Here is a 26,288-nt window from a genome sequence, read left to right on the forward strand (position 1 = left end):
GTGACGAATGTCCGATCTGGTGCGGAGTTTGTGGCCCGGCGGCCGGATCACTCATGATGATCGCGGCGCAAGCTGCCGCGGACCGGGCCGGTCGGGCCGGTGAACGGGCGGTGAACGAGGGCTTCCCGCCATCCGATAGCCTCTGCCGACATGCCGCCCGGGCGTCACAGGCAGGCGGCGCACCCATATGCACACGACCGGCGCGGAGACGCCGGCACCCAGGGAGTGAGTTCGGTTGTCGACCGCCATCCTGACCGGTCAGCCGGTCCCCGGATCGTCGATCGAAGGCGATCTGCGGTCCCTCGGATTCGACGTGCGGGTCGCCTCGGACGGCACCGACACCGAGACACTGCTCGCCCAGGTGCCCGGTGACCAGCGGGTCGCCATCGTCGACGCCCGGTTCGTCGGCCATCTGCACGCGCTGCGCCTGGGTCTGACCGACCCCCGCTTCCCGCTCGCCGCCGTCCCCGGCGCGGTGACCGCCCGCCCGGCCGGCCGCCAGGCGCTGACCCGCGCGATGGCCCGCGAGAACTCCGACGGCGGCCACACCGCGGTCGCCGTCGCCGGCCTCGCCGACCGGATCTCCACGGCCCTGGACGCCGACGACTGCGAGGTGCACCGCCCCGTGCTCGGCAGTCTCGTCGCCGCCGTGCCCGAAGACCCCCAGACCCGCAACGAGGCGCGGCAGGCCGTCGCCACCGTCGACGACGAGGCCGTCCGCCTGAAGTCGGCGGTCAAGGCCCGCGACGGCTTCTTCACCACCTTCTTCATCAGCCCGTACTCCCGCTACGTCGCCCGCTGGTGCGCCCGCCGCGGCCTGACCCCCAACCAGGTCACCACGGCCTCCCTGCTCACCGCGCTCGTAGCCGCGAGCTGCGCCGCCACCGGCACCCGCGCCGGCTTCGTCGCCGCCGGCGTGCTGCTGATCGCCTCGTTCGTGCTGGACGCCGCCGACGGCCAGCTGGCCCGCTACTCGCTCCAGTACTCCACCCTCGGCGCCTGGCTGGACGCCACCTTCGACCGGGCCAAGGAGTACGCCTACTACGCCGGCCTCGCGCTGGGCGCCGCCCGCGGCGGCGACGACGTCTGGGCCCTGGCCCTGGCCGCCATGGTGCTCCAGACCTGCCGGCACGTGGTCGACTTCTCCTTCAACGAGGCGAACGCCGGGGACACGGACGCCACCGTCAACGCCGGCCCCGCCGCCGCCCTCTCCGACAGGCTCGACAGCGTCGGCTGGACGGTCTGGCTGCGCAGGATGATCGTCCTGCCCATCGGCGAGCGCTGGGCGATGATCGCGGTCCTGACGGCGCTCACGACCCCGCGGATCACGTTCTACGTCCTGCTGGTCGGCTGCGCCCTGGCGGCGACGTACACCACGGCGGGCCGCGTCCTGCGGTCGGTGACGCGCAAGGCACGCCGCACCGACCGGGCGGCGCGGGCGCTGGCGGACCTCGCGGACAACGGACCGATCGCGGACTTCGTGGCCAAGCTGCGTGATCCCAACGCGCGCTGGTACCTCGACCACCCGCTGCTGCGGGCCCTGGTCGGCGTGGCCTTCCTTGCCGGGAGCCTGTACGACGGCGACCGCTGGATGCCTTTCGTGGGCGCCTGCTTCTACGTCGTCTTCTCGGGACTGGCTCTCTCCCAGCCGCTCAAGGGCCCCCTCGACTGGCTCGTCCCCCCGCTGTTCCGCGCCGCCGAGTACGGCACCGTGCTGGTACTGGCGGCCAGAGCGGACGTGAACGGAGCACTTCCCGCGGCTTTCGGCCTGGTGGCGGCCGTCGCCTACCATCACTACGACACGGTGTACCGCATCCGCGGAAGCGCCGGAGCGCCGCCGGCCTGGCTGGTGCGCGCCCTCGGAGGACAGGAGGGGCGCACGCTGCTCGTCACCCTGCTGGCCGCGCTGCTCACCGCCTCGCAATTCCAGGTCGCGCTCACGGTCCTCGCCGTGGCCGTCGCCCTGGTGGTGCTCGCCGAGAGCATCCGTTTCTGGGTGGCCTCTCATCTGAGGGGCGCGCCCGCAGTACACGACGAAGGAGAACCCGCATGATCGGCCTCGTGCTGGCGGCCGGCGCCGGACGGCGCCTGCGCCCCTACACCGACACCCTGCCCAAGGCGCTGGTGCCGGTGGGGCCCGACGGCGCGGAGGACGGCCCCACGGTCCTGGACCTCACCCTCGGCAACTTCGCCGAGGTCGGCCTGACCGAGGCCGCGATCATCGTCGGCTACCGCAAGGAGGCCGTGTACGAGCGCAAGGCGGCCCTGGAGCGGAAGTACGGCCTGAAGCTCACTCTGATCGACAACGACAAGGCCGAGGAGTGGAACAACGCCTACTCCCTGTGGTGCGGCCGTGACGCCCTCAAGGACGGCGTGATCCTGGCCAACGGCGACACCGTGCACCCGGTCTCCGTCGAGAAGACCCTGCTCGCCGCCCGTGGCGACGGCAAGAAGATCATCCTCGCCCTGGACACGGTGAAGTCGCTGGCCGACGAGGAGATGAAGGTCGTCGCCGACGCCGACCGGGGCGTGCGGCGGATCACCAAGCTCATGGACCCGGCCGAGGCCACCGGCGAGTACATCGGTGTCACGCTCATCGAGGGCGACGCCGCCCCCGAGCTGGCCGACGCGCTGAAGATCACCTTCGAGCGGGACCCGCAGCTGTACTACGAGGACGGCTACCAGGAGCTCGTCAACCGCGGCTTCACGATCGACGTGGCGCCGATCGGCGACGTCAAGTGGGTCGAGATCGACAACCACGACGACCTCGCCAAGGGCCGGGGGATCGCGTGCCTGTACTGAGCCGGCTCATCCCGTCGCCGGTGGTGGTCGAAATCCGCCGCGGTGCCCTCGACGACCTGGCGAGTGTGCTCGCCGACGAGCGCATTTCACACTCCGGCAGGCTCGCCGTCGCCGTCAGCAACGGCTCCGGCGCCCGGCTGCGCGAGCGGATCGCCCCCTCGCTGCCAGGAGCCACCTGGTACGAGGTCGGCGGCGGCACTCTCGACGACGCGATCCGGCTGGCCGGCGAGATGAAGGCCGACCGCTACGACGCGGTCGTGGGCCTGGGCGGCGGGAAGATCATCGACTGTGCCAAGTTCGCCGCGGCACGCGTCGGCCTGCCCCTGGTCGCCGTGCCCACGAACCTCTCGCACGACGGCCTGTGCTCCCCGGTCGCCACCCTCGACAACGACGCGGGCCGCGGCTCGTACGGTGTGCCGAACCCGATCGCCGTCCTGATCGACCTGGACGTGATCCGCGAGGCCCCGCCGCGATTCGTGCGCTCCGGCATCGGAGACGCCATCTCCAACATCTCCGCCGTCGCGGACTGGGAGCTGTCCCACCGCGTCACCGGGGAGAAGATCGACGGCCTGGCCGCGGCCATGGCCCGCCAGGCGGGCGAGGCGGTGCTGCGGCACCCGGGCGGCATCGGCGACAACGACTTCCTCCAGGTGCTCGCCGAGGCCCTGGTCCTCACCGGGGTCGCCATGTCGATCTCGGGCGACTCGCGGCCCGCCTCCGGCGCCTGCCACGAGATCAACCACGGCTTCGACCTGCTGTTCCCGAAGCGGGCGGCGAGCCACGGGGAGCAGTGCGGGCTGGGCGCGGCCTTCGCGATGTACCTGCGCGGGGCCCACGAGGAGTCGGCCGGCATGGCCGAGGTGCTGCGCCGGCACGAGCTGCCGGTGCTGCCGAAGGACATCGGCTTCACGGTGGACGAGTTCGTCCGGGTCGTCGAGTTCGCCCCGGAGACCCGGCCCGGCCGCTACACGATCCTCGAACACCTCGACCTCAAGACCGAACAGATCAAGGACGTCTACGCCGACTATGTCAAGGCCATCGGTAGCTGAACTGAGACCGGTCGTCCATCCGGCAGGGGTGAAGGACCGGCGCAGCGGAGAACACTGGGCGGGACGCCTCTACATGCGCGAGGTGTCCCTGCGGGTGGACCGCTACCTGGTGGGCACCAGGGTCACGCCCAACCAGCTCACGTACCTGATGACCGTCTTCGGCGTGCTCGCGGCCCCCGCCCTGCTGGTGCCGGGGATCGCGGGCGCCGTGCTCGGTGTGCTGATGGTCCAGCTGTACCTGCTGCTGGACTGCGTCGACGGCGAGATCGCCCGCTGGAAGCAGCAGTTCTCGCTGGGCGGGGTCTACCTGGACCGGGTCGGGGCCTATCTCACCGACGCCGCGGTCCTGGTCGGGCTCGGGCTGCGCGCCGCCGACCTGTGGGGGTCCGGGCGGATCGACTGGCTGTGGGCCTTCCTCGGGACCCTGGCCGCCCTCGGCGCGATCCTGATCAAGGCCGAGACCGACCTCGTCGGCGTGGCCCGCCACCAGGCCGGACTGCCGCCGGTCAAGGAGAGCGCAGCCGAACCGCGCTCCTCCGGCATGGCGCTGGCCCGCCGGGCCGCCGCGGCCCTCAAGTTCCACCGGCTGATCCTCGGGATCGAGGCGTCCCTGCTGATCCTGGCCCTCGCCATCGCCGACGCGGTCAGGGGCGACCTGTTCTTCACCCGGCTCGGCACGGCCGTGCTCGCCGGTATCGCGCTGCTGCAGACCCTGCTGCACCTGGTGTCCGTCCTCGTCTCCAGCAGGCTGAGGTGAGCGGCATGACCTCTTCGAACGCTCCGCTCAAGGTCGGCGCCGTCGTCATCACCATGGGCAACCGGCCCGACGAACTGCGGGCCCTGCTCGACTCGGTCGCCAAGCAGGACGGCGACCGTGTCGAGGTGGTCGTCGTCGGCAACGGCTCGCCCGTCCCGGACCTCCCCGAGGGCGTCCGGACCATCGAGCTGGAGGAGAACCTCGGCATCCCCGGCGGCCGCAACGTCGGCATCGAGGCCTTCGGCCCGGGCGGCGGGGACGTCGACATCCTGCTCTTCCTCGACGACGACGGCCTGCTCGCCCGGAACGACACCGCCGAGCTGTGCCGCCGGGCCTTCGCCGCCGACGACCGGCTCGGCATCGTCAGCTTCCGCATCGCCGACCCCGACACCGGCGTCACCCAGCGCCGCCACGTGCCGCGGCTGCGTGCCTCCGACCCGATGCGCTCCTCCCGGGTGACCACCTTCCTCGGTGGCGCCAACGCCGTACGCACCCGGGTCTTCGCGGAAGTAGGCGGCCTGCCGGACGAGTTCTTCTACGCCCACGAGGAAACCGACCTGGCATGGCGGGCCCTCGACGCGGGCTGGATGATCGACTACCGATCCGACATGGTGCTGTACCACCCGACGACCGCGCCGTCGCGGCACGCGGTGTACCACCGCATGGTCGCCCGCAACCGGGTGTGGCTGGCCCGCCGCAACCTCCCGCTGCTGCTCGTCCCGGTCTATCTGGGGGTCTGGCTGCTGCTCACCCTCGCCCGCCGTCCCTCGCGTCCGGCCCTGAAGGCCTGGTTCGGCGGTTTCCGGGAGGGCTGGACCACAGCCTGCGGTCCGCGGCGGCCCATGAAGTGGCGTACGGTGTGGCGACTCACCCGACTGGGCCGGCCGCCGGTCATCTGACAAGCTCGTTCCCCGCGGGTACCCGGCCCCTCCTGGCCGCTGCTGCAGCCACGCCCGTACACCCGCACTGGCAGCGCATTTCGAAGACGAAAGTTTCCACTTGTGAGTGAGACAACGCATGACGGCGGCGTCGCCCTCGGCGCGGCTCGGTCGCCCGACGAGGGCCTCACCCCGGCCCAGCTTGCCGACAAGTACGGGCTGTCCGTCAGCGGCGCCCGGCCCTCGCTGAGGGAGTACGTCCGGCAGCTCTGGGGGCGGCGCCACTTCATCCTGGCCTTCTCCCGGGCGAAGCTGACCGCCCAGTACAGCCAGGCCAAGCTCGGCCAGCTCTGGCAGGTGGCGACCCCGCTGCTGAACGCCGCCGTCTACTACTTCATCTTCGGCGTCCTCATCCACGCCACCCGGGGACTCGACCGGACCACGTACATCCCGTTCCTGGTGACCGGGGTGTTCGTGTTCACCTTCACCCAGACCTCGGTCATGGCCGGCGTGCGCGCCATCTCCGGCAACCTCGGGCTGGTGCGCGCGCTGCACTTCCCGCGCGCCTCCCTGCCGATCTCGTTCGCGCTCCAGCAGCTCCAGCAACTGCTGTACTCGATGATCGTGCTGTTCCTCGTGGTCATCGCCTTCGGCAGCTACCCGGCCCTGTCCTGGCTGCTGATCGTGCCGGCGCTGGCGCTGCAGGTCCTGTTCAACACCGGGCTTGCGCTGATCATGGCCCGGCTGGGCGCCAAGACCCCCGACCTCGCCCAGCTCATGCCGTTCGTCACGCGGACCTGGATGTACGCGTCGGGCGTGATGTTCTCCCTCAGCGGCATGCTCGCGGGGAAGCCCGAGTGGGTCATCCGGCTGATGCAGGTCAACCCCGCCGCCATCTACATGGATCTGATCCGCTTCGCGCTGATCGACGGCTACGACTCCTCGCACCTGCCGCCGCACGTCTGGGCCGGCGCCGTCGGCTGGGCCGTGCTCGCCTTCGTCGGCGGCTTCGTGTACTTCTGGAAGGCTGAGGAGAGGTACGGCCGTGGCTGACCAGGACCACCACCACGACACGCGCGACAGCGCGCCGCGGGTGCCCACCGTGATCGCGGACGACCTGCACATCGTCTACCGCGTCAACGGCACCAGGGCCGGCAAGGGCAGTGCCACCGCCGCACTCAGCCGCATCCTCAAGCGGGGCTCCGGCGACGAGGCACGGGGCGTGCGCAAGGTGCACGCCGTCAGGGGCGTCTCCTTCGTCGCCCACCGCGGCGAGGCCATCGGCCTGATCGGCTCCAACGGCTCCGGCAAGTCCACGTTGCTGCGTGCCATCGCCGGTCTGCTGCCCGCCGAGAAGGGCCGGGTCTACACCGACGGCCAGCCCTCGCTGCTCGGTGTGAACGCGGCGCTGATGAACGACCTCACGGGCGAGCGCAACGTCATCCTGGGCGGGCTCGCCATGGGCATGTCGCGCGAGCAGATCAAGGAGCGCTACGAGGGGATCGTCGACTTCTCCGGCATCAACGAGAAGGGCGACTTCATCACGCTCCCGATGCGCACGTACTCCTCCGGCATGGCCGCCCGGCTCCGCTTCTCCATCGCCGCCGCCAAGGACCACGACGTCCTCATGATCGACGAGGCCCTGGCCACCGGCGACCGCAAGTTCCAGAAGCGCTCCGAGGCGCGCATCCGGGAGCTGCGCAAGGAGGCCGGCACCGTCTTCCTGGTCAGCCACAACAACAAGTCGATCCGCGACACCTGCGACCGGGCGCTGTGGCTGGAGCGCGGGGAACTGCGCATGGACGGCCCCACCGACGAGGTGCTCAAGGAGTACGAGAAGTTCACGGGCAAGTAGCCCGCAGGCGCCAGGGCCCCGCCGGAACGTGTCCGGCGGGGCCCCTAGGGCCTGTTCTGAGTTCCCCGCCTGCGCAGCGACGCCCGGCACGCACGCTCGCCGCACGGTGTCGCAGGACAGGTGGCTCCGCCACATGACCTGCGACACCGCGCACCGATCGCACGCACCGATCGCACGCACCGACCGCCGCTGCGCCCGCGCTCCGCGCGGACAACGGGGAACTCAGAACAGGCCCTGGTCCGCAAAGGATGTGTCAACTCGCGCCGTCCTGAGGAATCTTGACGGCAATCGGTGTGTTGTTGTGATGTGCGGACACCCCCCGCGCGGCTCGCTGCGTTGTACAACGTAAGCTGTACCGGTCCCGGAAAGCGGCAAGTGGGGAGATAATGCGCGACACCCTCCGCCGACGCCGCCGGGCGGACGGCCGGGCGGCGTGTCCGAAATAGTGTGTGTTGGGTCGGCAGTGTAGAACGGGAGATGTGACGGCAATGGCTACGGAAACTCCCCAGCTCAACGCAGCAGGTGCCGCCACCGTGCCGGGCAGTGGACGATGACGTGGACACCGACGGCGCGCGACCCCGAGCGCGCCACTCTCGACAAGGCCGCGGCTGAGAACTTCCCCGTGGCACCGTTCTTCCTGCCCAGAGCCTGGCGTGCCGACCTGATGGCCGTCTACGGCTTCGCCCGCCTCGTCGACGACATCGGCGACGGCGACCTGGCCCCCGGCGGCGCGGACGCCCGGCTGCTCGGCGTGTCGGCCGGCGAGGCCGAGGACCGCCTGGTCCTCCTCGACGCCTTCGAGGCCGATCTGCGCCGGGTCTTCGACGGCACCCCGTGCCATCCCCTGCTGCGCCGGCTCCAGCCCACCGTCCGCCGCCGCTCGCTGACCCCCGAGCCGTTCCTCGGTCTGATCGCCGCCAACCGCCAGGACCAGCTCGTCACCCGGTACGAGACCTACGACGACCTCCTCGCCTACTGCGAACTGTCCGCCAATCCCGTGGGCCGCCTCGTCCTCGCCGTCACCGGCACCTCGACCCCCGAGCGGATCCGCCGCTCCGACGACGTCTGCACCGCCCTCCAGATCGTCGAGCATCTCCAGGACGTCCGGGAGGACCTCGGACGGGACCGCATCTACCTGCCCGCCGCCGACATGAAACGTTTCCACGTGCAGGAGTCCGACCTCGCCGCGGCCACCGCGGGCGCGTCGGTGCGCGCACTGGTCGCGTACGAGGCGGAACGCGCCCGCGGTCTGCTGAATGAAGGCGCCCCCCTGGTGGGTAGCGTCCACGGCAGGCTGAAGCTGCTGCTCGCGGGGTTCGTGGCGGGGGGAAGGGCGGCGATCCACGCGATCGCCGCCGCCGAATACGACGTACTTCCCGGCCCACCCAAGCCCGGGAGGACCCGGTTGCTGCGCGAGGTGGGCGTGACTCTGCGAGGAGAGGGGTGATCCGGGCCGTGGAGTCGGAACACGTGTCCGCGCCGGTGCTCGCCGCCTACAGCTACTGCGAGGCGGTCACAGGGCAGCAGGCCCGCAACTTCGCCTACGGCATCAGACTGCTGCCGGCGGCCAAGAGGCGGGCGATGTCGGCGCTGTACGCGTTCTCCCGGCGCGTCGACGACATCGGCGACGGAGCGCTGCCCGACGATGTGAAGATCACCCGTCTGGAGGACACACGGGCCCTGCTCGGCCGGGTCCGCGACGGCGCCGTCGAGGAAGACGACACCGACCCCGTGGCCGTCGCCCTCGCCCACGCCGCCCGGGTCTTCCCGATCCCGCTCGGCGGCCTCGATGAACTCATCGACGGCGTCCTGAAGGACGTCCGCGGTGAGAGCTACGAGACCTGGGAGGACCTGAAGGTCTACTGCCGCTGCGTGGCCGGGGCCATCGGACGTCTCTCCCTCGGGGTGTTCGGCACCGAGCCGGGCGCGCGCGGCGCCGAACGCGCCTCCGAGTACGCCGACACGCTGGGGCTCGCGCTGCAACTGACCAACATCCTCAGAGACGTCCGCGAGGACGCCGAGGGCGGCCGCACCTACCTGCCCGCCGACGACCTCGCCAAGTTCGGCTGCTCGGCCGGGTTCGGCGGTCCGACGCCGCCGGAGGGCTCCGACTTCGCGGGCCTGGTGCACTTCGAGGTGCGACGGGCCCGCGCCCTGTTCGCCGAGGGCTACCGGCTGCTGCCCCTGCTGGACCGGCGCAGCGGCGCGTGCGTCGCCGCCATGGCCGGCATCTACCGCCGCCTGCTGGACCGCATCGAGCGCGAGCCGGAGGCCGTGCTGCGCGGCCGGGTCTCGCTGCCCGGACACGAGAAGGCGTACGTCGCCGTGCGCGGCCTGTCCGGCCTCGACGCCCGGTACGTGTCCCGGCAGACCGTCAGGAGGCGTGCCTGATGGCGAAGTCACCGCACGGTGGGGCCACCGGCGAGAAGAGGCGGGCAACCCTCGGGTGCCGGGCGGCGTCCCTGACGGCAACGGTCGCCCGCGAGGTCCCCGCCCATCGCGGCGGACGCACAGGGGAGGGCGCACGATGACCGACGGCACACGGCGCGACAAACCGCTCGACGACATCACGGGACCGGCCGGACGGCACGCCGTCGTGGTCGGCGGCGGCCTTGCCGGCCTCACCTCCGCGCTCGCGCTCGCCGACGCCGGAATGCGCGTCACGCTCCTCGAGGGCAGACCCCGCCTGGGCGGGCTCGCCTTCTCCTTCCAGCGCGGCGACCTCACCATCGACAACGGACAGCACGTGTACCTGCGCTGCTGCACCGCCTACCGCTGGTTCCTCGACCGGATCGGCGGCGCCGAGCTCGCCCCGCTGCAGGACCGCCTCGAGGTGCCCGTCGTCGACGTGGCGCGACCCGAGGGCCGGCGGCTGGGCACGCTGCGGCGCGACGCGCTGCCCGTGCCCCTGCACCTGGGGCGCAGCCTCGCCACCTACCCGCACCTCTCGCTCGCCGAGCGGGCCCGGGTGGGCCGCGCCGCGCTCGCGCTCAAGGGCCTCGACCTGTCCGACCCGACCCTGGACGCACAGAACTTCGGCACCTGGCTGGCCGAGCACGGCCAGTCGGCGCGCGCCGTGGAGGCGCTGTGGGACCTGGTCGGGGTCGCCACCCTCAACGCGGTCGCCGGCGACGCCTCGCTCGGGCTCGCCGCGATGGTGTTCAAGACCGGACTGCTGTCCGACCCGGGAGCGGCCGACATCGGCTGGGCCCGCGTCCCGCTGGGCGAACTGCACGACCGGCTGGCCCGCAGGGCGCTCGACTCCGCGGGCGTGCGTACCGAGGTCCGAACACGCGTCACCTCCGTCTCCCTCGACGCGGACGGGAGCTGGAACGTTCAGGTTCCCGGTGAGAACCTGCTCGCCGACGCGGTCGTCCTCGCCGTACCCCAGCGCGAGGCCCACGGCCTGCTGCCGGCCGGCGCCCTGGACGCGCCGGACCGGCTGCTCAGGATCGGCACCGCGCCGATCCTCAACGCCCACGTCGTCTACGACCGCACGGTGCTCAACGCGCCCTTCTTCGCGGCCATCGGCACCCCCGTTCAGTGGGTCTTCGACCGCACCGAGGCGGCCGGCCTGAAGCACGGTCAGTACCTCGCGGTGTCCCAGTCGGTGGCGCAGGACGAGATCGACGCGCCGGTCGCCGTACTGCGCGAGCGCTATCTGCCCGAACTGAGGCGGCTGCTGCCCCGCGCCCGCCGGGCCGAGGTGAAGGACTTCTTCGTGACCCGGGAGCGCACGGCGACGTTCGCCCCGGCCCCCGGCGTCGGACGGCTGCGGCCCGGCGCCCGCACCAAGGCACCCGGCCTGTACCTGGCCGGAGCGTGGACCGCCACAGGGTGGCCCGCGACCATGGAGAGTGCGGTCCGCAGCGGTGTGAAGGCGGCCGAGGCCGCGCTGAGCGCCCTGGGCCGGCCCCGCCCGAGCCGTCTCTTCGCCATCGAGGAGGCGGCGGCGTGACGTTCGATCAGCAGCCCGTGGCAGGCCCCCGCACCTCCGGCACCGCAACAAGAGGAGAGACTGTGCCCACTGTGCCCCCGGCCTCGACGGCCGCTCGGAGGACCGCGGTGGACGTGACCGCGCTGTTGGAGCGCGGCCGGACCCTGGCCACGCCGGTACTGCGGGCGGCCGTCGACCGCCTGGCGCCCCCCATGGACACTGTCGCCGCCTACCACTTCGGCTGGATCGACGCTCAGGGCAACCCGGCGGCCGGGGACGGCGGCAAGGCCGTGCGCCCGGCGCTGGCCGTGCTTTCCGCCGAGGTCGCCGGGGCCGCGCCCGAGGCCGGTGTGCCCGGCGCGGTCGCCGTGGAGCTCGTCCACAACTTCTCCCTGCTGCACGACGACCTGATGGACGGCGACGAACAGCGCCGCCACCGCGACACGGTCTGGAAGGTGCACGGCCCCGCCCAGGCCATCCTGGTCGGCGACGCCCTGTTCGCGCTGGCCAACGAGGTGCTCCTGGAACCGGGCACCGCCGAGGCCGGGCGCGCCGCCCGCCGCCTGACCAGCGCCACCCTCGCCCTGATCGACGGTCAGGCGCAGGACATCTCCTACGAGCACCGGGACCGGGTCAGCGTCGCCGAGTGCCTGGAGATGGAGGGCAACAAGACCGGCGCCCTGCTCGCCTGCGCCTCCTCCGTCGGCGCGGTCCTCGGCGGCGCGGACGACCGCACCGCCGACACCCTGGAGACGTACGGGTACCACCTCGGCCTGGCCTTCCAGGCCGTCGACGACCTCCTCGGCATCTGGGGCGACCCGGGGGCCACCGGCAAGCAGACCTGGAGCGATCTGCGCCAGCGCAAGAAGTCCCTGCCGGTCGTCGCCGCGCTCGCGGCGGGCGGCCCGGCCTCCGAGCGGCTCGGCGAGATCCTCGCCGCCGACGCCAAGAGCAGCGACTTCGCGAACTTCTCCGAGGAGGAGTTCGCGGCCCGCGCCGCCCTCATCGAGGAGGCGGGCGGCCGGGAGTGGACGGGCGAGGAGGCGCGCCGTCAGCACACCATCGCCATCGAAGCCCTCGACGCCGTCGACATGCCCGAGCGGGTACGGGCCGCGTTCACGGCGCTCGCCGACTTCGTCGTCGTACGAAAGAGATGATCACTATCGGTCGAACCAGCCTCGCGTAGTCGCCGGCCGGTGCTGCAAGGTGGTTTCAGGCACCGGCCGACGGCGGACCCACAGCAGCACGACTTGCACGACTGCACGAAGGGGAAGCCATGACAGCGACGACCGACGGAAGCACCGGGGCGACACTGCCGACCCGCGCTGCCGCGGCCAGTGAAACCGTACTCAGCACCCCCGAGGCGGCCGGGGTACAAGAAGCCGCCGCGGCCGCCGTCCGGCGGGCCACCGACTTCCTGCTCGCCCAGCAGGACGCCGAGGGCTGGTGGAAGGGCGACCTCGAGACGAACGTCACCATGGACGCCGAGGACCTGCTCCTGCGCCAGTTCCTGGGCATCCTGGAGGAGGACACCACCCGGGCCGCCGCGCTGTTCATCCGCGGGGAGCAGCGCGAGGACGGCACCTGGGCCACCTTCTACGGCGGCCCGGGCGAACTCTCCACCACCATCGAGGCCTACGTCGCCCTCCGGCTGGCCGGCGACGCGCCGGACGAACCCCACATGGCCCGGGCCTCCGCCTGGGTGCGCGAGCAGGGCGGCATCGCTGCCTCCCGTGTCTTCACCCGGATCTGGCTCGCCCTGTTCGGCTGGTGGAAGTGGGAGGACCTGCCGGAGCTGCCGCCCGAGCTGATCTGGTTCCCCAAGTGGTTCCCGCTCAACATCTACAACTTCGGGTGCTGGGCGCGGCAGACGATCGTGCCCCTGACCGTCGTCTCGGCCAAACGCCCGGTGCGTCCGGCCCCGTTCCCGCTCGACGAGCTGCACACCGACCCCGGCAGCCCCCGTCCGCCGCGGCCGCTCGCCCCGGCGCGCACCTGGGACGGACTGTTCCAGCGGCTCGACATGGTCGTGCGCGGCTACCGCGGCGTCGCCGTGCGCAAGGTGCGCGAGGCCGCCATGAACTCGGCCGCCCGCTGGATCATCGAGCGGCAGGAGAACGACGGCTGCTGGGGCGGCATCCAGCCGCCGGCCGTGTACTCGGTCATCGCCCTGTACCTGCTCGGCTACGACCTCGGACATCCGGTGATGCGGGCGGGCCTCCAGTCGCTGGACCGCTACGCCGTGTGGCGCGAGGACGGCGCCCGCATGATCGAGGCCTGCCAGTCGCCGGTGTGGGACACCTGCCTGGCCACCATCGCCCTCGCCGACGCCGGACTGCCCGCCGATCACCCGCAGTTGGTCAAGGCCGCCGACTGGATGCTGGGCGAGGAGATCGTCCGCCCCGGCGACTGGTCGGTGCGCCGCCCCGGGCTGCCGCCGGGCGGCTGGGCGTTCGAGTTCCACAACGACAACTACCCCGACATCGACGACACCGCCGAGGTCGTCCTCGCCCTGCGCCGGGTCAGGCACCACGACCCGGAGCGGCTGGACAAGGCCATCGGGCGCGGGGTGCGCTGGAACCTCGGGATGCAGTCGAAGGACGGCGCCTGGGGAGCCTTCGACGCCGACAACACCAGCCCGTTCCCCAACCGGCTGCCGTTCTGCGACTTCGGCGAGGTGATCGACCCGCCCTCGGCGGACGTCACCGCGCACGTCGTGGAGATGCTCGCCGCCGAGGGCCTGACCCACGATCCGCGAACCCGGCGGGGTATCGAATGGCTGCTGGCCGAACAGGAGTCGGACGGCTCGTGGTTCGGCCGCTGGGGCGTCAACTACCTCTACGGCACCGGGTCGGTCGTGCCCGCGCTGGCGGCCGCGGGCCTGCCCGGCTCCCATCCGGCCGTCCGCCGCGCGGTGAGCTGGCTGGAGAGCGTGCAGAACGACGACGGCGGCTGGGGCGAGGACCTGCGCTCCTACAAGGACGTCGGGGAGTGGAGAGGCAGGGGCGCCTCCACCGCCTCGCAGACCGCCTGGGCCCTGATGGCCCTGCTGGCCGCGGGGGAGCAGGACTCCAAGGCCGTCGAGCGCGGCGTCGAGTGGCTCGCGGCGACCCAGCGGGAGGACGGCTCCTGGGACGAGCCGTACTTCACCGGCACCGGCTTCCCCTGGGACTTCTCCATCAACTACCACCTGTACCGGCAGGTCTTCCCGCTCACCGCGCTCGGCCGGTACGTGCACGGCGACCCCCTCACCGGCCGGCGACCCCCCGCCGGTGCCCTCGCCGGCCGGCTCGGCGCCGAGGCCAAGGGGGGCTGATGCGCGCGCAGCCCGGACCGGCCCCGCTGCTGATCGCCTGCGCGCTCGGCATCGAGCGTCTCGCCCTGCGCGCAGGCGACCGCGGCGGAGCCGGCGGGCCGGTCACCGTCCTGCGGACGGGCATGGGCCCCAAGGCGGCGGAACGCTCCGTCACCCGGGTCCTCGCCGGCCCGCCGCTGGACCGGGCCGCGGTGCTCGCCACCGGCTTCTGCGCGGGGCTCGCCCCGGGCATGCACCCCGGCGACCTCGTCGTCGCCGAGGAGACCCGGGACCCGCACGGCACCGTCCCGTGTGTGGGCACCGAACTGCTCGTCAAGGAACTCACCCGCACCCTGCCCGGGCGCACCGTGCACACCGGGCCGCTCACCGGCTCCGATCACGTCGTGCGCGGCCCCGAGCGGTCCGATCTGCTCGCCACCGGCGCGATCGCGGTCGACATGGAGTCGGCGGCCACGCTTCTGAGCGCCGTGCGCACGGGCGTGCGCCCCGTTGCGGCCGTGCGGGTGGTCGTGGACGCTCCAGAACATGAACTCGTCCGTATCGGTACGGTGCGCGGTGGAATATCAGCCTTCCGTGTTCTTCGTTCCGTCCTGCCGACTTTTTTCGAATGGCACCGTAATGTGCTGCTCCCCCGGAGGTGAGCCAGATGGCCATGCCGCTGCGCCAGTCCGTCAAAGTCGCCACATACCTGGCCGAACAGAAGCTGCGCAAGCGGGACAAGTTCCCGCTGATCGTCGAACTCGAACCGCTATTCGCCTGCAACCTCAAGTGCGAGGGCTGCGGCAAGATCCAGCATCCGGCCGGAGTGCTCAAGCAGCGCATGCCCGTCGCCCAGGCGGTGGGAGCGGTACTGGAGTCCGGTGCGCCGATGGTGTCCATCGCGGGCGGTGAGCCCCTGATGCACCCCCAGATCGACGAGATCGTCCGGCAACTGGTCGCCAAGCGCAAGTACGTCTTCCTGTGCACCAACGCGCTGCTGATGCGCAAGAAGATGGACAAGTTCAAGCCGTCCCCCTACTTCGCCTTCGCGGTGCACATCGACGGGCTGCGGGAGCGGCACGACGAGTCGGTGGCGAAGGAGGGCGTGTTCGACGAGGCGGTGGAGGCCATCAAGGAGGCCAAGCGGCGCGGCTTCCGGGTGACCACCAACTCCACGTTCTTCAACACCGACACCCCCCAGACCGTCGTCGAGGTGCTCAACTTCCTCAACGACGACCTCAAGGTCGACGAGATGATGATCTCGCCGGCCTACGCCTACGAGAAGGCTCCCGACCAGGAGCACTTCCTGGGCGTGGAGCAGACCCGCGAGCTGTTCAGGAAGGCCTTCGCGGGCGGCAACAGGGGCCGCTGGCGGCTGAACCACTCCCCGCTGTTCCTCGACTTCCTCGAGGGCAAGGTCGACTTCCCGTGCACCGCCTGGGCGATCCCGAACTACTCCCTCTTCGGCTGGCAGCGCCCCTGCTACCTGATGAGCGACGGGTACGTGCCGACGTACCGGGAACTCATCGAGGACACCGACTGGGACAAGTACGGCCGGGGCAAGGACCCGCGCTGCGCCAACTGCATGGCGCACTGCGGCTACGAGCCCACCGCCGTGCTGGCCACCATGGGATCGCTGAAGGAGTCCCTGCGCGCCATGCGCGAGACGGTCTCCGGGAACCGGGACTGACGGCATGGCCGCCATTCCTCTGGGTGTCCCCGAGGTGCCGGCCCGGCCGATCGGCGAGCGGCGAGTGTCGCGGCGGATCGACGTCGGGCCGGTGGCGGTCGGGGGCGGGGCGCCGGTGTCGGTGCAGTCGATGACGACGACGCGTACGTCGGACATCGGTGCGACGTTGCAGCAGATCGCGGAGTTGACGGCGTCGGGTTGCCAGATCGTGCGGGTGGCGTGTCCGACGCAGGACGACGCGGACGCGCTGGCGACGATCGCGCGGAAGTCGCAGATTCCGGTGATCGCGGACATCCATTTCCAGCCGAAGTACGTGTTCGCGGCGATCGAGGCGGGCTGTGCGGCGGTGCGGGTGAACCCGGGCAACATCAAGCAGTTCGACGACAAGGTCAGGGAGATCGCGCGGGCGGCGAAGGATCACGGGACGCCGATCCGGATCGGTGTGAACGCGGGTTCGCTGGACCGGCGGCTGCTGCAGAAGTACGGGAAGGCGACTCCGGAGGCGCTGGTGGAGTCGGCGCTGTGGGAGGCGTCCCTGTTCGAGGAGCACGACTTCCGGGACATCAAGATCTCGGTCAAGCACAACGATCCGGTCGTGATGATCGAGGCCTACCGGCAGCTCGCCGGGCAGTGCGACTACCCCCTCCACCTCGGCGTGACCGAGGCCGGCCCCGCTTTCCAGGGCACGATCAAGTCGGCGGTGGCCTTCGGCGCGCTGCTGTCCCAGGGGATCGGTGACACCATCCGCGTGTCGCTGTCCGCGCCGCCGGTCGAGGAGATCAAGGTCGGCATCCAGATCCTGGAGTCGCTGAACCTGCGCCAGCGTGGTCTGGAGATCGTCTCCTGTCCGTCCTGCGGCCGTGCGCAGGTGGACGTGTACAAGCTGGCCGAGGAGGTCACCGCCGGTCTGACCGGCATGGAGGTGCCGCTGCGCGTCGCGGTGATGGGCTGCGTCGTCAACGGTCCCGGTGAGGCCCGTGAGGCCGACCTCGGTGTCGCTTCCGGCAACGGCAAGGGGCAGATCTTCGTGAAGGGCGAGGTCATCAAGACCGTGCCGGAGTCGAAGATCGTGGAGACCCTGATCGAGGAGGCCATCAAGATCGCGGAGGGGATGGGGCAGGACGACGCCGCGTCCGGCGGCGGCACCGTCACGGGGACACCGACAGTGACAGTGAGTTAAGTACGGCACGGACCGAGAGGGGGCCCAGCGTGACCATTCTGGAGAGCATCCGGGGACCACGCGACCTGAAGGCGCTGTCCGAGGCGGAACTGGGTGAACTGTCCGACGAGATACGTGAGTTCCTGGTGCATGCGGTCGCCAGGACCGGCGGTCACCTCGGGCCCAACCTGGGGGTGGTGGAACTCACCGTCGCCCTCCACCGGGTCTTCGAGTCGCCGGTCGACCGGATCCTGTGGGACACCGGTCACCAGAGTTATGTGCACAAGCTTCTGACAGGGCGTCAGGACTTCTCCAAGCTGCGCGGCAAGGGAGGGCTGTCCGGCTACCCCGCGCGCGAGGAGTCCGAGCACGACGTCATCGAGAACAGCCACGCCTCCACGGCGCTCGGCTGGGCCGACGGACTCGCCAAGGCCCGCGAGGTGCAGGGGGAGAAGGGACACGTCGTCGCCGTCATCGGCGACGGCGCGCTGACCGGCGGCATGGCCTGGGAGGCGCTGAACAACATCGCGGCCGCCCGGGACCGGCCGCTGATCATCGTCGTCAACGACAACGAGCGGTCCTACGCGCCGACCATCGGCGGCCTCGCCAACCACCTGGCCACCCTGCGCACCACGGACGGCTACGAGAAGGTCCTGGCCTGGGGCAAGGAGGTGCTCCAGCGCACCCCGGTCGTCGGCAACACCCTCTACGAGTCGCTGCACGGCGCGAAGAAGGGGTTCAAGGACGCGTTCGCGCCGCAGGGCATGTTCGAGGACCTCGGGCTGAAGTACCTCGGCCCGATCGACGGACACGACATCAAGGCCGTCGAGTCGGCGCTGCGCCGCGCCAAACGCTTCCACGGCCCCGTCCTCGTCCACTGCCTCACCGAGAAGGGCCGCGGCTACGAACCCGCGCTGGCCCACGAGGAGGACCACTTCCACACCGTGGGCGTGATGGACCCGCTGACCTGCGAGCCGCTCGCCCCGGCCGGCGGGCCGTCCTGGACCTCCGTGTTCGGCGACGAGATCGTGCGGATCGGCGAGGAGCGGGACGACGTCGTGGCGATCACCGCCGCCATGCTGCACCCGGTGGGCCTCGGCAGGTTCGCCGAGCGGTTCCCGGACCGGGTGTGGGACGTGGGCATCGCCGAGCAGCACGCGGTCGTCTCGGCCGCGGGGCTCGCCACCGGCGGTCTGCACCCGGTCGTCGCCGTCTACGCCACCTTCCTCAACCGCGCCTTCGACCAGCTCCTGATGGACGTCGCCCTGCACCGCTGCGGGGTCACCTTCGTCCTGGACCGGGCCGGAGTGACCGGCGTCGACGGGCCCTCCCACAACGGCATGTGGGACATGTCCGTCCTCCAGGTCGTGCCCGGTCTCAGGATCGCCGCGCCGCGCGACGCCGACCAGTTGCGTGCCCAGCTGCGGGAGGCCGTCGCCGTCGACGACGCGCCGACCCTGATCCGGTTCCCCAAGGAGTCGGCCGGCCCGCGGATCGAGGCCGTGGGCCACGCCGGAGGCATGGACGTACTGCACCGGGCGGAGAGCCCCGACGTGCTGCTGGTCGCCGTGGGCGTGATGGCGCCGGTGTGCCTCCAGGCCGCCGAACTGCTCCAGGCGCGGGGCATCGGCTGCACCGTCGTCGACCCGCGCTGGGTCAAACCCGTCGATCCGGCGCTGCCGGACCTGGCCGCCGGGCACCGGCTGGTGGCCGTGGTCGAGGACAACAGCCGCGCGTCCGGCGTGGGCGCCGCGGTCGCCCTGGCGCTCGGCGACGCCGAGGTCGACGTACCGGTACGCAGGTTCGGCATCCCCGAGCAGTTCCTCGCGCACGCCAAACGCGGAGAGGTGCTGGCCGACATCGGGCTCACCCCGGTCGAGGTCGCCGGACGGATCGGCGCGAGCCTGACCGTGCGGGAGCAGGCCGGGACGATCCCGGCGCAGAACGGCGCCGGGGCCGTCATGGCAGTCAAGGAGACAACCGAATGACCACGGAGTTCGACCTCGGCGCCCTGCTCGCCGAGCGCGGCACCGAGCGCTACGAGCTGCACACCAGGCACCTCAACCACCAACTGCCGCGGATGCTGCACACCATCGGCTTCGACAAGGTCTACGAGCGGGCCGAGGGCGCGTACTTCTGGGACGCGGAGGGCAACGACTACCTGGACATGCTCTCCGGGTTCGGGGTGATGGGCCTGGGCCGCCACCACCCCGTCGTCCGCAAGGCGCTGCACGACGTGCTGGACGCCCAGCTAGCCGACCTCACCCGCTTCGACTGCCAGCCGCTGCCCGGGCTGCTGGCCGAGCGGCTGCTCGCGCACACCCCCCACCTGGACCGGGTGTTCTTCGGCAACAGCGGCACGGAGGCGGTGGAGACCGCGCTGAAGTTCGCCCGACGCGCCACCGGCCGACCGCGGATCCTGTACTGCGAGCACTCCTTCCACGGACTGACCGCCGGCTCGCTGTCCGTCAACGGCGAGGACGGCTTCCGGGACGGCTTCGCCCCGCTGCTGCCCGACACCGCCGTACCGCTCGGCGACCTCGACGCGCTCGCACGGGAGCTGAGGAAGGGCGACGTGGCCGCCCTGATCGTCGAGCCGATCCAGGGCAAGGGCGTGCACGAGGCCCCGCCCGGCCGGCTGCGCGCCGCGCAGGAACTGCTGCACCGGCACAAGGCGCTGCTCATCGCCGACGAGGTGCAGACGGGCCTGGGCCGCACCGGGGACTTCTGGGCCTACCAGCACGAGGACGGGGTCGAGCCGGACCTGGTCTGCGTGGCCAAGGCCCTGTCCGGCGGCTATGTGCCGGTGAGCGCCACCCTCGGCAGGGACTGGATCTTCAAGAAGGTCTACTCCTCGATCGACCGGGTGCTCGTCCACTCGGCGAGCTTCGGGTCCAACGCCCAGGCCATGGCGGCGGGCCTGGCCGTGCTGTCCGTGATGGAGAACGAGCAGATCGTGGCCAACGCCAGGGCCACGGGCGAGCTGCTGAAGTCCCGGCTCGCCGCGCTCACCGACCGGTACGAGCTGCTCGCCGACGTGCGCGGCCGCGGCCTGATGATCGGCATCGAGTTCGGGCGGCCGAGGTCGCTGAAGCTGCGCGGGCGCTGGACCATGCTCCAGGCGGCCCGCAAGGGACTGTTCGCGCAGATGGTGGTCGTCCCGCTGCTGCAGCGGCACCGTATCCTGACCCAGGTCTCCGGCGACCACCTGGAAGTGATCAAGCTGATCCCGCCGCTGGTCGTCGGGGAGGCCGAGGTCGACCGGTTCGTGGACGCCTTCACCGCTGTGATGGACGACGCGCACGACGGCGGGCTGATGTGGGACTTCGGAAAGACGCTGGTCAAGCAGGCCGTCGCCAACCGGTGAGCCGACCGGGCACGGACCCCGTCGCTGACTTTGCCTCTGAGGCAAGAAATTTGCCTTAGAGGCAAAGTAGCGGTGGAATGGAGACATGAGCTCTCCAGAGTCCCAGCCCCCGGCGGGGCCGGTCGAGGACCTGCCCGCCGTCGCGCCGCAACTGCGTGCGCTGCGCCGCCGTGCCGCACTGACCCTGGAGGCCGCGGCCCGGGCCGCCGGGCTGTCGCCCGCCCATCTCTCCCGACTGGAGACCGGGCAGCGCCAGCCCTCGCTGCCGATGCTGCTCTCGCTCGCCCGTGTCTACGGTACGACAGTCTCCGAACTGCTCGGCGAGAACGTCGCCGAGCGGGACGCGGTGGTGCACGCCGGGGACATGGAGCCGACGCGGGCCGGCGGCTGGACGTACTGGCAGGCCGGCGCGTCCGGCCGCGGGATGCAGGCCCTGCGGGTCCGCGTCCCGCACGGCTCCCAGGGCGACATCGTGCGCGTGCACCCCGGCGAGGAGTGGCTGTACGTCCTCAGCGGACGCCTCAGGCTCCGCCTCGGCGACGCCACGCACCTGCTCGTGCCGGGCAGCAGCGCGCACTTCGACTCGCTGACCCCGCACCGCATCGCGGCCGAGAACCCGGACGGGGTCGAGCTCCTCTTCGTCCACACCCTGTTGCAGAGTCCCACGGCCGCGCTGTGCCTGGGCCCCCACATCGGAGACATGCCATGACCAACATGGAAGAGAAGTTCCCGCGCGCCCTGTGGGTCCGGCTCGTCATCTACACCGTCGTCGGTCACTTCTTCGCCGGGTTCGTCTGGTTCCTGTTCTCGGTCGGCGGCTCCAAGTGAGGGCCCGGGTGCCGGCCCGTCAGTCCAGCAGCCGCTCGCGCAGCCGCTCCCGGGTGGCCGGAGCCAGCCGCAGCCCCCGCTCCAGGTAGGCGTCGACGCCGCCCCAGGTCTCCTCGATGGTGTCCAGGGCCGCCGCCAGATACTCGGCGCGCGCCTCGAACAGGGGGCTGAGCAGCTCCATGACCTCGGGGGAGTAGGCCGCGGCCGACGTGCCGCTGCGGTGCACCTTGTAGCGGCGGTGCTTGGCGTTCGACTCCAGGTAGTCGGCGACGATCGCGTCCCGCTCCACGCCGAGGGCGAGGAGCGTCACGGCGATCGACAGGCCCGCGCGGTCCTTGCCCGCCGCGCAGTGCATCAGGACCGGGACGCAGTCCTCGGCGAGCGCGTGCAGCACCTGCGAGTGCTCGCCGGTGCGCTCCTTGATGAGCACGCGGTAGGACGAGATCATCCGGTCCGCGCCCTTGCCGTCGTCCAGGACGGAGCGCAGCTCGTCGAGGTCGCCGTCACGGACCATCTTCCAGAACTCGGCGCCGTCCGCCGGGTCGCTCAGCGGCAGGTTCACATGGCGCACGCCCGGCAGTTCGACGTCCGGGCCCTCCAGCCCGACGTCGGCCGTGTTGCGGAAGTCGAAGATCGTGTGCAGGCCCAGGGAGCCGAGGTAGGACGCGTCCTCGTCGGTCGCGTGCGCGAGGTGGCCGCTGCGGAACAGCATCCCGTGCCGCACCCGCCGGCCGTCGACGGTCGGCAGCCCGCCCACGTCACGGAAGTTGCGCACTGCGGCCAGCTCCGGCTCGGTCGAGGGGACCTGCTGCGTCACGGGGACTCCTCCCTTTCGGCCCCGCCGTCACGGTGCGTCGGCGGGTGCGGCTTCGACCATACGACATGGCTGCCCGGGGCAACGGGCTGTCCACAGGCGTTGCACCGGCGCCCGCGCCCCTTGATGATGGCGGTGCGTGCGCGGACCGGTTCGGACCTGTGGGGGACGGAACATGCTGGAGACCGCCGACGACGGACGTACATGGCTGCTGACCGGGCCCACGAGCGGCTACGCCGTCCATCTGACCGAGCGTGGCGAACTGCTCCACCTGCACTGGGGTCCGAGCATCACCCTGACCGACGCCGAGGCCCTGGCCGCACGGCCGCTGCCGGACGCGCGGCCCTTCGAGTCCCCGCTCGACGGACACGAGGAGTACCCGGTCGAGGGCGGCCCCCGCTTCGTACGGCCCGCGCTGTCCGTGCGCACCGCCGAACGGCGCGGCACCGAGTGGACCTTCGGGTCGTACGACGCCGAGGGCGACGAACTACGGCTGCTGTTCCACGACTCGGGGCTGGACATCACCCTGCACTACCGCATGCGCGGGGACGTCGTCGAACGCTGGGTCACCCTCGCCAACCGGGGGCCCGAGCCCGTGGAGGTGCTGCGCGCCGACTCGGCGACCTGGACCCTGCCCGAGCGGGAAGGCCGGCGGCTGTCCCACCTGCACGGCCGCTGGGCCGCCGAGTCCCGGCTCGTGCGCACCTCACTCGCCTACGGCGAGCACGTCATCGGCAGCCGCCGCGGCCACACCGGCCACCAGCACCTGCCGTGGGTCGCCCTGGACACCGACGCCACCGAGGAGCGCGGCGAGGTCTACGGCTGCGCCCTGGGCTGGTCGGGCTCCTGGCGGATCGCGGTCGCCCAACTCCCGGACGCGCGCGTGCAGATCACCGGGGGCGCCGGACACGACGACTCCGGGCTGCTGATGCTCCGGGCCGGGGAGACGTACACCGGCCCCGTCTTCGCAGGGCTGTGGAGCGACGGCGGACACGGCGGCGCGAGCCGCGCCTGGCACGCCTACCAGCGGCGGTACGTCATCCCCGACGCGGACCGGGACCGGCCGGTGCTCTACAACTCCTGGGAGGCCACCCAGTTCGACATCTCGGAGGAGCAGCAGGGGGCGCTCGCGCGGCGGGCCGCGGAGATCGGCGTGGAACTGTTCGTCGTCGACGACGGCTGGTTCGGCGCCCGCACCGGCGACCGCGCCGGACTCGGCGACTGGTGGCCCAACCCCGACCGGTTCCCCGGCGGCCTGAAGCCGCTCGCCGACCAGGTGCACGGCCTCGGCATGCGGTTCGGCATCTGGGTCGAGCCGGAGATGGTCAACCCCGACAGCGACCTGTACCGCGCGCACCCCGACTGGGTGCAGCACCAACCCGGGCGCACGCGCACGGAGTTCCGCAACCAGCTCGTCCTCAACCTCGCGCGCGAGGACGTGCGGGAGCATCTGTGGGAGCGGCTGGACACGCTGCTCTCCAGCGCCCCGATCGACTATGTGAAATGGGACTTCAACCGCTCCTTCACCGACGCCGGCTGGCCCGGGGAGCCGTACCCGCAGCGCCTGTGGACCGACCATGTGCGCGCGCTGTACGCCCTGCTTGACCGGCTGCGGGCCGCGCACCCGGGCGTCGCCTTCGAGTCCTGCTCGGGCGGCGGCGGGCGGATCGACCTCGGCGTCCTGTCCCGTACGGACCAGGTGTGGACCTCCGACAACACCGATCCGCTGGACCGGCTCGCCATCCAGCACGGCTTCAGCCAGATCCATCCCGCCCGTGTCATGGCCGCCTGGGTCACCGACAGCCCGAACACCATGCTCAACGGGCGGGCCAGCACGCTGCGTTTCCGCTTCGTCAGCGCCATGGCGGGTGTGCTCGGGGTGGGTGGCGACCTCACCCGGTGGACGGAGGAGGAGCTGGCCGAGGCCTGTGACTGGATCGCGCTGTACAAGGAGATCCGGCCGGTGGTCCAGCGTGGCGACCTGTACCGGCTGAGGGCCCCGCGGGGCGGGCTGAGCGCGGTGCAGTACGTCCTCGGCGACGACACCGTCGTCCTCGCCCTGCTCCAGGCGCAGCACCACGGCGAGCCGGTGCCCGCGCTGCGGCTGCGCGGACTGGACCCGGCGGCGTCGTACATGTGCGGGGACACCGGGGAAGTGCACCGCGGCGCCGTACTGCTGCACCACGGGCTGCGCACCGGGCTGCGGGGCGACTTCGACGCGACGGTCGTCAGGCTGCGGCGTGTGTGAAGGCCTCACGTATTCCCGCTGGAGCCTCCCGGTCGAAGTGGCCTTTCTCACCGCACGTCAACCCCTTCCTACGGTCGCGTAGGTCACATTCGAAGGTGAATCATGGGCCGACGTGGCAGACGATTCGAAGAGTGACAGCAGATCAGTGATCGGGTCGTACGTGGCGGTGGGGGACAGCTTCACCGAGGGCGTCGGCGACCCCGGCCCCGACGGGGAGTTCGTCGGCTGGGCCGACCGTCTCGCCGTCCTGCTCGCCGAGCGGCGGCCCGAGGGCAACTTCCAGTACACCAACCTCGCCGTGCGCGGCAGACTGCTCGACCAGATCGTGGCGGAGCAGGTGTCCCGGGCCGAAGAACTCGCCCCGGACCTGGTCTCGTTCTGCGCCGGCGGCAACGACATCATCCGCCCCGGCACCGACCCGGACGAGGTGGCCGAGCGCTTCGAGAAGGCGGTCTCCCGGCTCGTTGCCGTCGCGGGCACGGTCCTGGTGACCACCGGCTTCGACACACGGGGCGTGCCCCTGCTCAAGCATCTTCGCGGCAGGATCGCCACGTACAACGGGCATGTGCGGGCCGTCGCCGACCGCTACGGCTGCCCGGTGCTCGACCTGTGGTCGCTGAGGACCGTCCAGGACCGCCGCGCCTGGGACGACGACCGCCTGCACCTGTCGGCCGAAGGGCACACGCGGGTGGCGCTGCGGGCCGGCCAGGTACTCGGACTCGACGTCCCGGCCGATCCGGAGCAGCCCTGGCCGCCGCTGCCGTCCCGCGGCACGCTGGAGGTCCGCCGAGACGACGTGCACTGGGCGCGCGAGTACCTGGTCCCCTGGATCGGCCGCCGCCTGCGCGGCGAGTCCTCCGGCGACCATGCGACGGCCAAGGGCGCCCTGTCACCCGACGACATCAGAACCCGGATCGCCTCGGTGGCCTGACCCCGCGAGGCGCGCCGGGGGCGCTTCGTACGGGTCAGTCCCTCGCCGCCGCGTCGTCCGCGGGCCGTGCGCTCCCCGGGACCTCGCACGTGTCCTTGAAGCCCTGGCTCTTGAGACCCAGGGCGGAGTTCATGCGGGAGCGCAGGTTCTCCACCGCCACCATCGCGGTCAGTTCGACCAGGGCCGGCTCACCGAGCCGGTCCCGCAGCCGCGCGGTCAGGTCGTCGTCCACCGTGGGCGGCGTCGCCGTCATGGCCTCGGCGTACGCCAGGACGTCGCGCTCCAGCGGCGTGTAGACGTCGCTGTCCCGCCACACCGGGACGTCGTGCAGCTTCTCGGGCGCCATGCCGCGCTCGCGGGAGACCCAGTACCCGAAGTCCACACACCACGAGCAGCCGATCGCCGCGGCCGACGCCATCTCGGCGAGCGCCTTGAGATCGGGGTCGAGCCTGTTCCACTTCGCGAGCGACTGCTCGAAGCGCAGGTCGCTCCACAGGACCCGCGGGTTGTGCGCGAGCGCCCGCGCGGGGTCCAGCACCTTGCCGTAGGCGCGCCTGCTGTACCACTCGACGAGGCGGAACAAGCGGGTGCGGGGCGCGGTGAGCGAGACGCGGGCCATGGCGGCCACCTCCAGTGACATCGGTTCCGGGGCACCTCGCGGGTGCCTGCACCGTTACG

Annotated in this window: 23 protein-coding genes and 1 pseudogene; 22 read left to right on the forward strand and 2 right to left on the reverse strand. The window is 71.6% G+C overall.

Features of this window, described 5'->3' with window-relative positions; translation table 11 throughout:
* The first annotated feature begins 235 nt into the window (after window positions 1-235).
* The 20 genes and pseudogenes from OIE49_RS31250 to OIE49_RS31340 all read left to right on the forward strand — a co-directional run bounded on the left by OIE49_RS31250 (window position 236) and on the right by OIE49_RS31340 (window position 21,617).
* On the forward strand, window positions 236-2,053 hold the full coding sequence (locus tag OIE49_RS31250) for a DUF5941 domain-containing protein (RefSeq protein ID WP_326805221.1): 1,818 nt from the start codon (window positions 236-238) through the stop codon (window positions 2,051-2,053).
* Window positions 2,050-2,802, forward strand: a complete 753-nt coding sequence (locus tag OIE49_RS31255; protein WP_326805222.1) for a phosphocholine cytidylyltransferase family protein — start codon at window positions 2,050-2,052, stop codon at window positions 2,800-2,802. The genes OIE49_RS31250 and OIE49_RS31255 overlap by 4 nt, the downstream gene beginning before the upstream one ends.
* A complete protein-coding gene (locus OIE49_RS31260) occupies window positions 2,790-3,851 on the forward strand; it encodes an iron-containing alcohol dehydrogenase family protein (protein WP_326805223.1) in 1,062 nt (353 codons plus the stop codon). The genes OIE49_RS31255 and OIE49_RS31260 overlap by 13 nt, the downstream gene beginning before the upstream one ends.
* Window positions 3,829-4,608 carry a CDP-alcohol phosphatidyltransferase family protein gene (locus OIE49_RS31265; protein ID WP_100571626.1) on the forward strand — a complete coding sequence of 260 codons (780 nt, stop codon included), beginning with the start codon at window positions 3,829-3,831 and terminating at the stop codon, window positions 4,606-4,608. The genes OIE49_RS31260 and OIE49_RS31265 overlap by 23 nt, the downstream gene beginning before the upstream one ends.
* A 5-nt stretch (window positions 4,609-4,613) precedes the next feature.
* A complete protein-coding gene (locus OIE49_RS31270) occupies window positions 4,614-5,507 on the forward strand; it encodes a glycosyltransferase family 2 protein (RefSeq protein ID WP_326805224.1) in 894 nt (297 codons plus the stop codon).
* 102 nt (window positions 5,508-5,609) lie between these two features.
* Window positions 5,610-6,539, forward strand: coding sequence for an ABC transporter permease (locus tag OIE49_RS31275; RefSeq protein ID WP_326805225.1), 930 nt, complete (start codon window positions 5,610-5,612; stop codon window positions 6,537-6,539).
* Entirely contained in the window at window positions 6,532-7,341 is an 810-nt protein-coding gene (locus tag OIE49_RS31280; protein WP_326805226.1) for an ABC transporter ATP-binding protein, read from the forward strand. The genes OIE49_RS31275 and OIE49_RS31280 overlap by 8 nt, the downstream gene beginning before the upstream one ends.
* A gap of 550 nt (window positions 7,342-7,891) precedes the next feature.
* Window positions 7,892-8,788 carry a squalene synthase HpnC gene (hpnC, locus tag OIE49_RS31285; RefSeq protein ID WP_326805227.1) on the forward strand — a complete coding sequence of 299 codons (897 nt, stop codon included), beginning with the start codon at window positions 7,892-7,894 and terminating at the stop codon, window positions 8,786-8,788.
* Complete coding sequence (gene hpnD / locus OIE49_RS31290; RefSeq protein WP_326805228.1) at window positions 8,785-9,732, forward strand: presqualene diphosphate synthase HpnD; 948 nt, start codon at window positions 8,785-8,787, stop codon at window positions 9,730-9,732. The genes hpnC and hpnD overlap by 4 nt, the downstream gene beginning before the upstream one ends.
* Window positions 9,732-9,812 (forward strand): annotated as a pseudogene (locus tag OIE49_RS37215) (DUF6380 family protein); the annotation flags it as partial. The gene hpnD and the pseudogene OIE49_RS37215, both read left to right, overlap by 1 nt.
* The gene (hpnE, locus tag OIE49_RS31295) at window positions 9,788-11,299 is read left to right on the forward strand and encodes a hydroxysqualene dehydroxylase HpnE (protein WP_326806371.1); all 1,512 of its coding nucleotides are present in this window, start codon (window positions 9,788-9,790) and stop codon (window positions 11,297-11,299) included. The pseudogene OIE49_RS37215 and the gene hpnE, both read left to right, overlap by 25 nt.
* Window positions 11,300-11,370: 71 nt before the next feature.
* Window positions 11,371-12,435, forward strand: a complete 1,065-nt coding sequence (locus OIE49_RS31300; protein WP_326806372.1) for a polyprenyl synthetase family protein — start codon at window positions 11,371-11,373, stop codon at window positions 12,433-12,435.
* A 119-nt stretch (window positions 12,436-12,554) separates the two neighbouring features.
* A complete protein-coding gene (shc, locus tag OIE49_RS31305) occupies window positions 12,555-14,594 on the forward strand; it encodes a squalene--hopene cyclase (protein ID WP_326805229.1) in 2,040 nt (679 codons plus the stop codon).
* Window positions 14,594-15,235: a phosphorylase family protein gene (locus OIE49_RS31310; RefSeq protein WP_326805230.1), complete on the forward strand. Its 642-nt coding sequence runs from the start codon at window positions 14,594-14,596 to the stop codon at window positions 15,233-15,235. Before shc ends, OIE49_RS31310 begins: the two co-directional genes overlap by 1 nt.
* 5 nt (window positions 15,236-15,240) lie before the next feature.
* Entirely contained in the window at window positions 15,241-16,263 is a 1,023-nt protein-coding gene (gene hpnH, locus OIE49_RS31315; protein ID WP_326805231.1) for an adenosyl-hopene transferase HpnH, read from the forward strand.
* A gap of 4 nt (window positions 16,264-16,267) precedes the next feature.
* Window positions 16,268-17,443, forward strand: a complete 1,176-nt coding sequence (gene ispG, locus OIE49_RS31320) for a flavodoxin-dependent (E)-4-hydroxy-3-methylbut-2-enyl-diphosphate synthase (RefSeq protein ID WP_326805232.1) — start codon at window positions 16,268-16,270, stop codon at window positions 17,441-17,443.
* 29 nt (window positions 17,444-17,472) lie between these two features.
* Window positions 17,473-19,410, forward strand: coding sequence for a 1-deoxy-D-xylulose-5-phosphate synthase (gene dxs / locus OIE49_RS31325; RefSeq protein WP_100570009.1), 1,938 nt, complete (start codon window positions 17,473-17,475; stop codon window positions 19,408-19,410).
* Window positions 19,407-20,789 (forward strand): aspartate aminotransferase family protein, encoded by a 1,383-nt coding sequence (locus OIE49_RS31330; protein ID WP_326805233.1) that lies wholly within the window; start codon window positions 19,407-19,409, stop codon window positions 20,787-20,789. Before dxs ends, OIE49_RS31330 begins: the two co-directional genes overlap by 4 nt.
* Before the next feature lie 85 nt (window positions 20,790-20,874).
* Complete coding sequence (locus OIE49_RS31335; RefSeq protein WP_100570011.1) at window positions 20,875-21,498, forward strand: helix-turn-helix domain-containing protein; 624 nt, start codon at window positions 20,875-20,877, stop codon at window positions 21,496-21,498.
* Window positions 21,495-21,617, forward strand: a complete 123-nt coding sequence (locus OIE49_RS31340) for a DUF6126 family protein (protein ID WP_100570012.1) — start codon at window positions 21,495-21,497, stop codon at window positions 21,615-21,617. The genes OIE49_RS31335 and OIE49_RS31340 overlap by 4 nt, the downstream gene beginning before the upstream one ends.
* Window positions 21,618-21,636: 19 nt before the next feature.
* Here OIE49_RS31340 and OIE49_RS31345 read toward each other — a convergent pair whose 3' ends face one another.
* Window positions 21,637-22,434 (reverse strand): tyrosine-protein phosphatase, encoded by a 798-nt coding sequence (locus tag OIE49_RS31345; protein WP_100570013.1) that lies wholly within the window; start codon window positions 22,432-22,434, stop codon window positions 21,637-21,639.
* A 172-nt stretch (window positions 22,435-22,606) separates the two neighbouring features.
* Here OIE49_RS31345 and OIE49_RS31350 point away from each other — a divergent pair, with 172 nt between their 5' ends.
* On the forward strand, window positions 22,607-24,679 hold the full coding sequence (locus OIE49_RS31350; RefSeq protein ID WP_326805234.1) for an alpha-galactosidase: 2,073 nt from the start codon (window positions 22,607-22,609) through the stop codon (window positions 24,677-24,679).
* Window positions 24,680-24,824: 145 nt separating this feature from the next.
* Complete coding sequence (locus OIE49_RS31355) at window positions 24,825-25,610, forward strand: SGNH/GDSL hydrolase family protein (RefSeq protein ID WP_326806373.1); 786 nt, start codon at window positions 24,825-24,827, stop codon at window positions 25,608-25,610.
* Window positions 25,611-25,644: 34 nt separating this feature from the next.
* Here OIE49_RS31355 and OIE49_RS31360 read toward each other — a convergent pair whose 3' ends face one another.
* Window positions 25,645-26,250 (reverse strand): carboxymuconolactone decarboxylase family protein, encoded by a 606-nt coding sequence (locus tag OIE49_RS31360; protein WP_326805235.1) that lies wholly within the window; start codon window positions 26,248-26,250, stop codon window positions 25,645-25,647.
* Between the last annotated feature and the right edge of the window lie 38 nt (window positions 26,251-26,288).

The sequence above is a fragment of the Streptomyces sp. NBC_01788 genome (genome assembly GCF_035917575.1).
Taxonomy (GTDB): domain Bacteria; phylum Actinomycetota; class Actinomycetes; order Streptomycetales; family Streptomycetaceae; genus Streptomyces.

Coding starts and splice junctions, on each gene's coding strand:
- OIE49_RS31255 (WP_326805222.1), top strand. CDS start 2,050: ATGATCGGCCTCGTGCTGGCGGCCGGCGCCGGACGGCGCCTGCGCCCC.
- OIE49_RS31265 (WP_100571626.1), top strand. CDS start 3,829: ATGTCAAGGCCATCGGTAGCTGAACTGAGACCGGTCGTCCATCCGGCA.
- OIE49_RS31270 (WP_326805224.1), top strand. CDS start 4,614: ATGACCTCTTCGAACGCTCCGCTCAAGGTCGGCGCCGTCGTCATCACC.
- hpnC (WP_326805227.1), top strand. CDS start 7,892: ATGACGTGGACACCGACGGCGCGCGACCCCGAGCGCGCCACTCTCGAC.
- shc (WP_326805229.1), top strand. CDS start 12,555: ATGACAGCGACGACCGACGGAAGCACCGGGGCGACACTGCCGACCCGC.
- OIE49_RS31310 (WP_326805230.1), top strand. CDS start 14,594: ATGCGCGCGCAGCCCGGACCGGCCCCGCTGCTGATCGCCTGCGCGCTC.
- hpnH (WP_326805231.1), top strand. CDS start 15,241: ATGGCCATGCCGCTGCGCCAGTCCGTCAAAGTCGCCACATACCTGGCC.
- ispG (WP_326805232.1), top strand. CDS start 16,268: ATGGCCGCCATTCCTCTGGGTGTCCCCGAGGTGCCGGCCCGGCCGATC.
- OIE49_RS31330 (WP_326805233.1), top strand. CDS start 19,407: ATGACCACGGAGTTCGACCTCGGCGCCCTGCTCGCCGAGCGCGGCACC.
- OIE49_RS31335 (WP_100570011.1), top strand. CDS start 20,875: ATGAGCTCTCCAGAGTCCCAGCCCCCGGCGGGGCCGGTCGAGGACCTG.
- OIE49_RS31340 (WP_100570012.1), top strand. CDS start 21,495: ATGACCAACATGGAAGAGAAGTTCCCGCGCGCCCTGTGGGTCCGGCTC.
- OIE49_RS31350 (WP_326805234.1), top strand. CDS start 22,607: ATGCTGGAGACCGCCGACGACGGACGTACATGGCTGCTGACCGGGCCC.
- OIE49_RS31360 (WP_326805235.1), bottom strand. CDS start 26,250: ATGTCACTGGAGGTGGCCGCCATGGCCCGCGTCTCGCTCACCGCGCCC.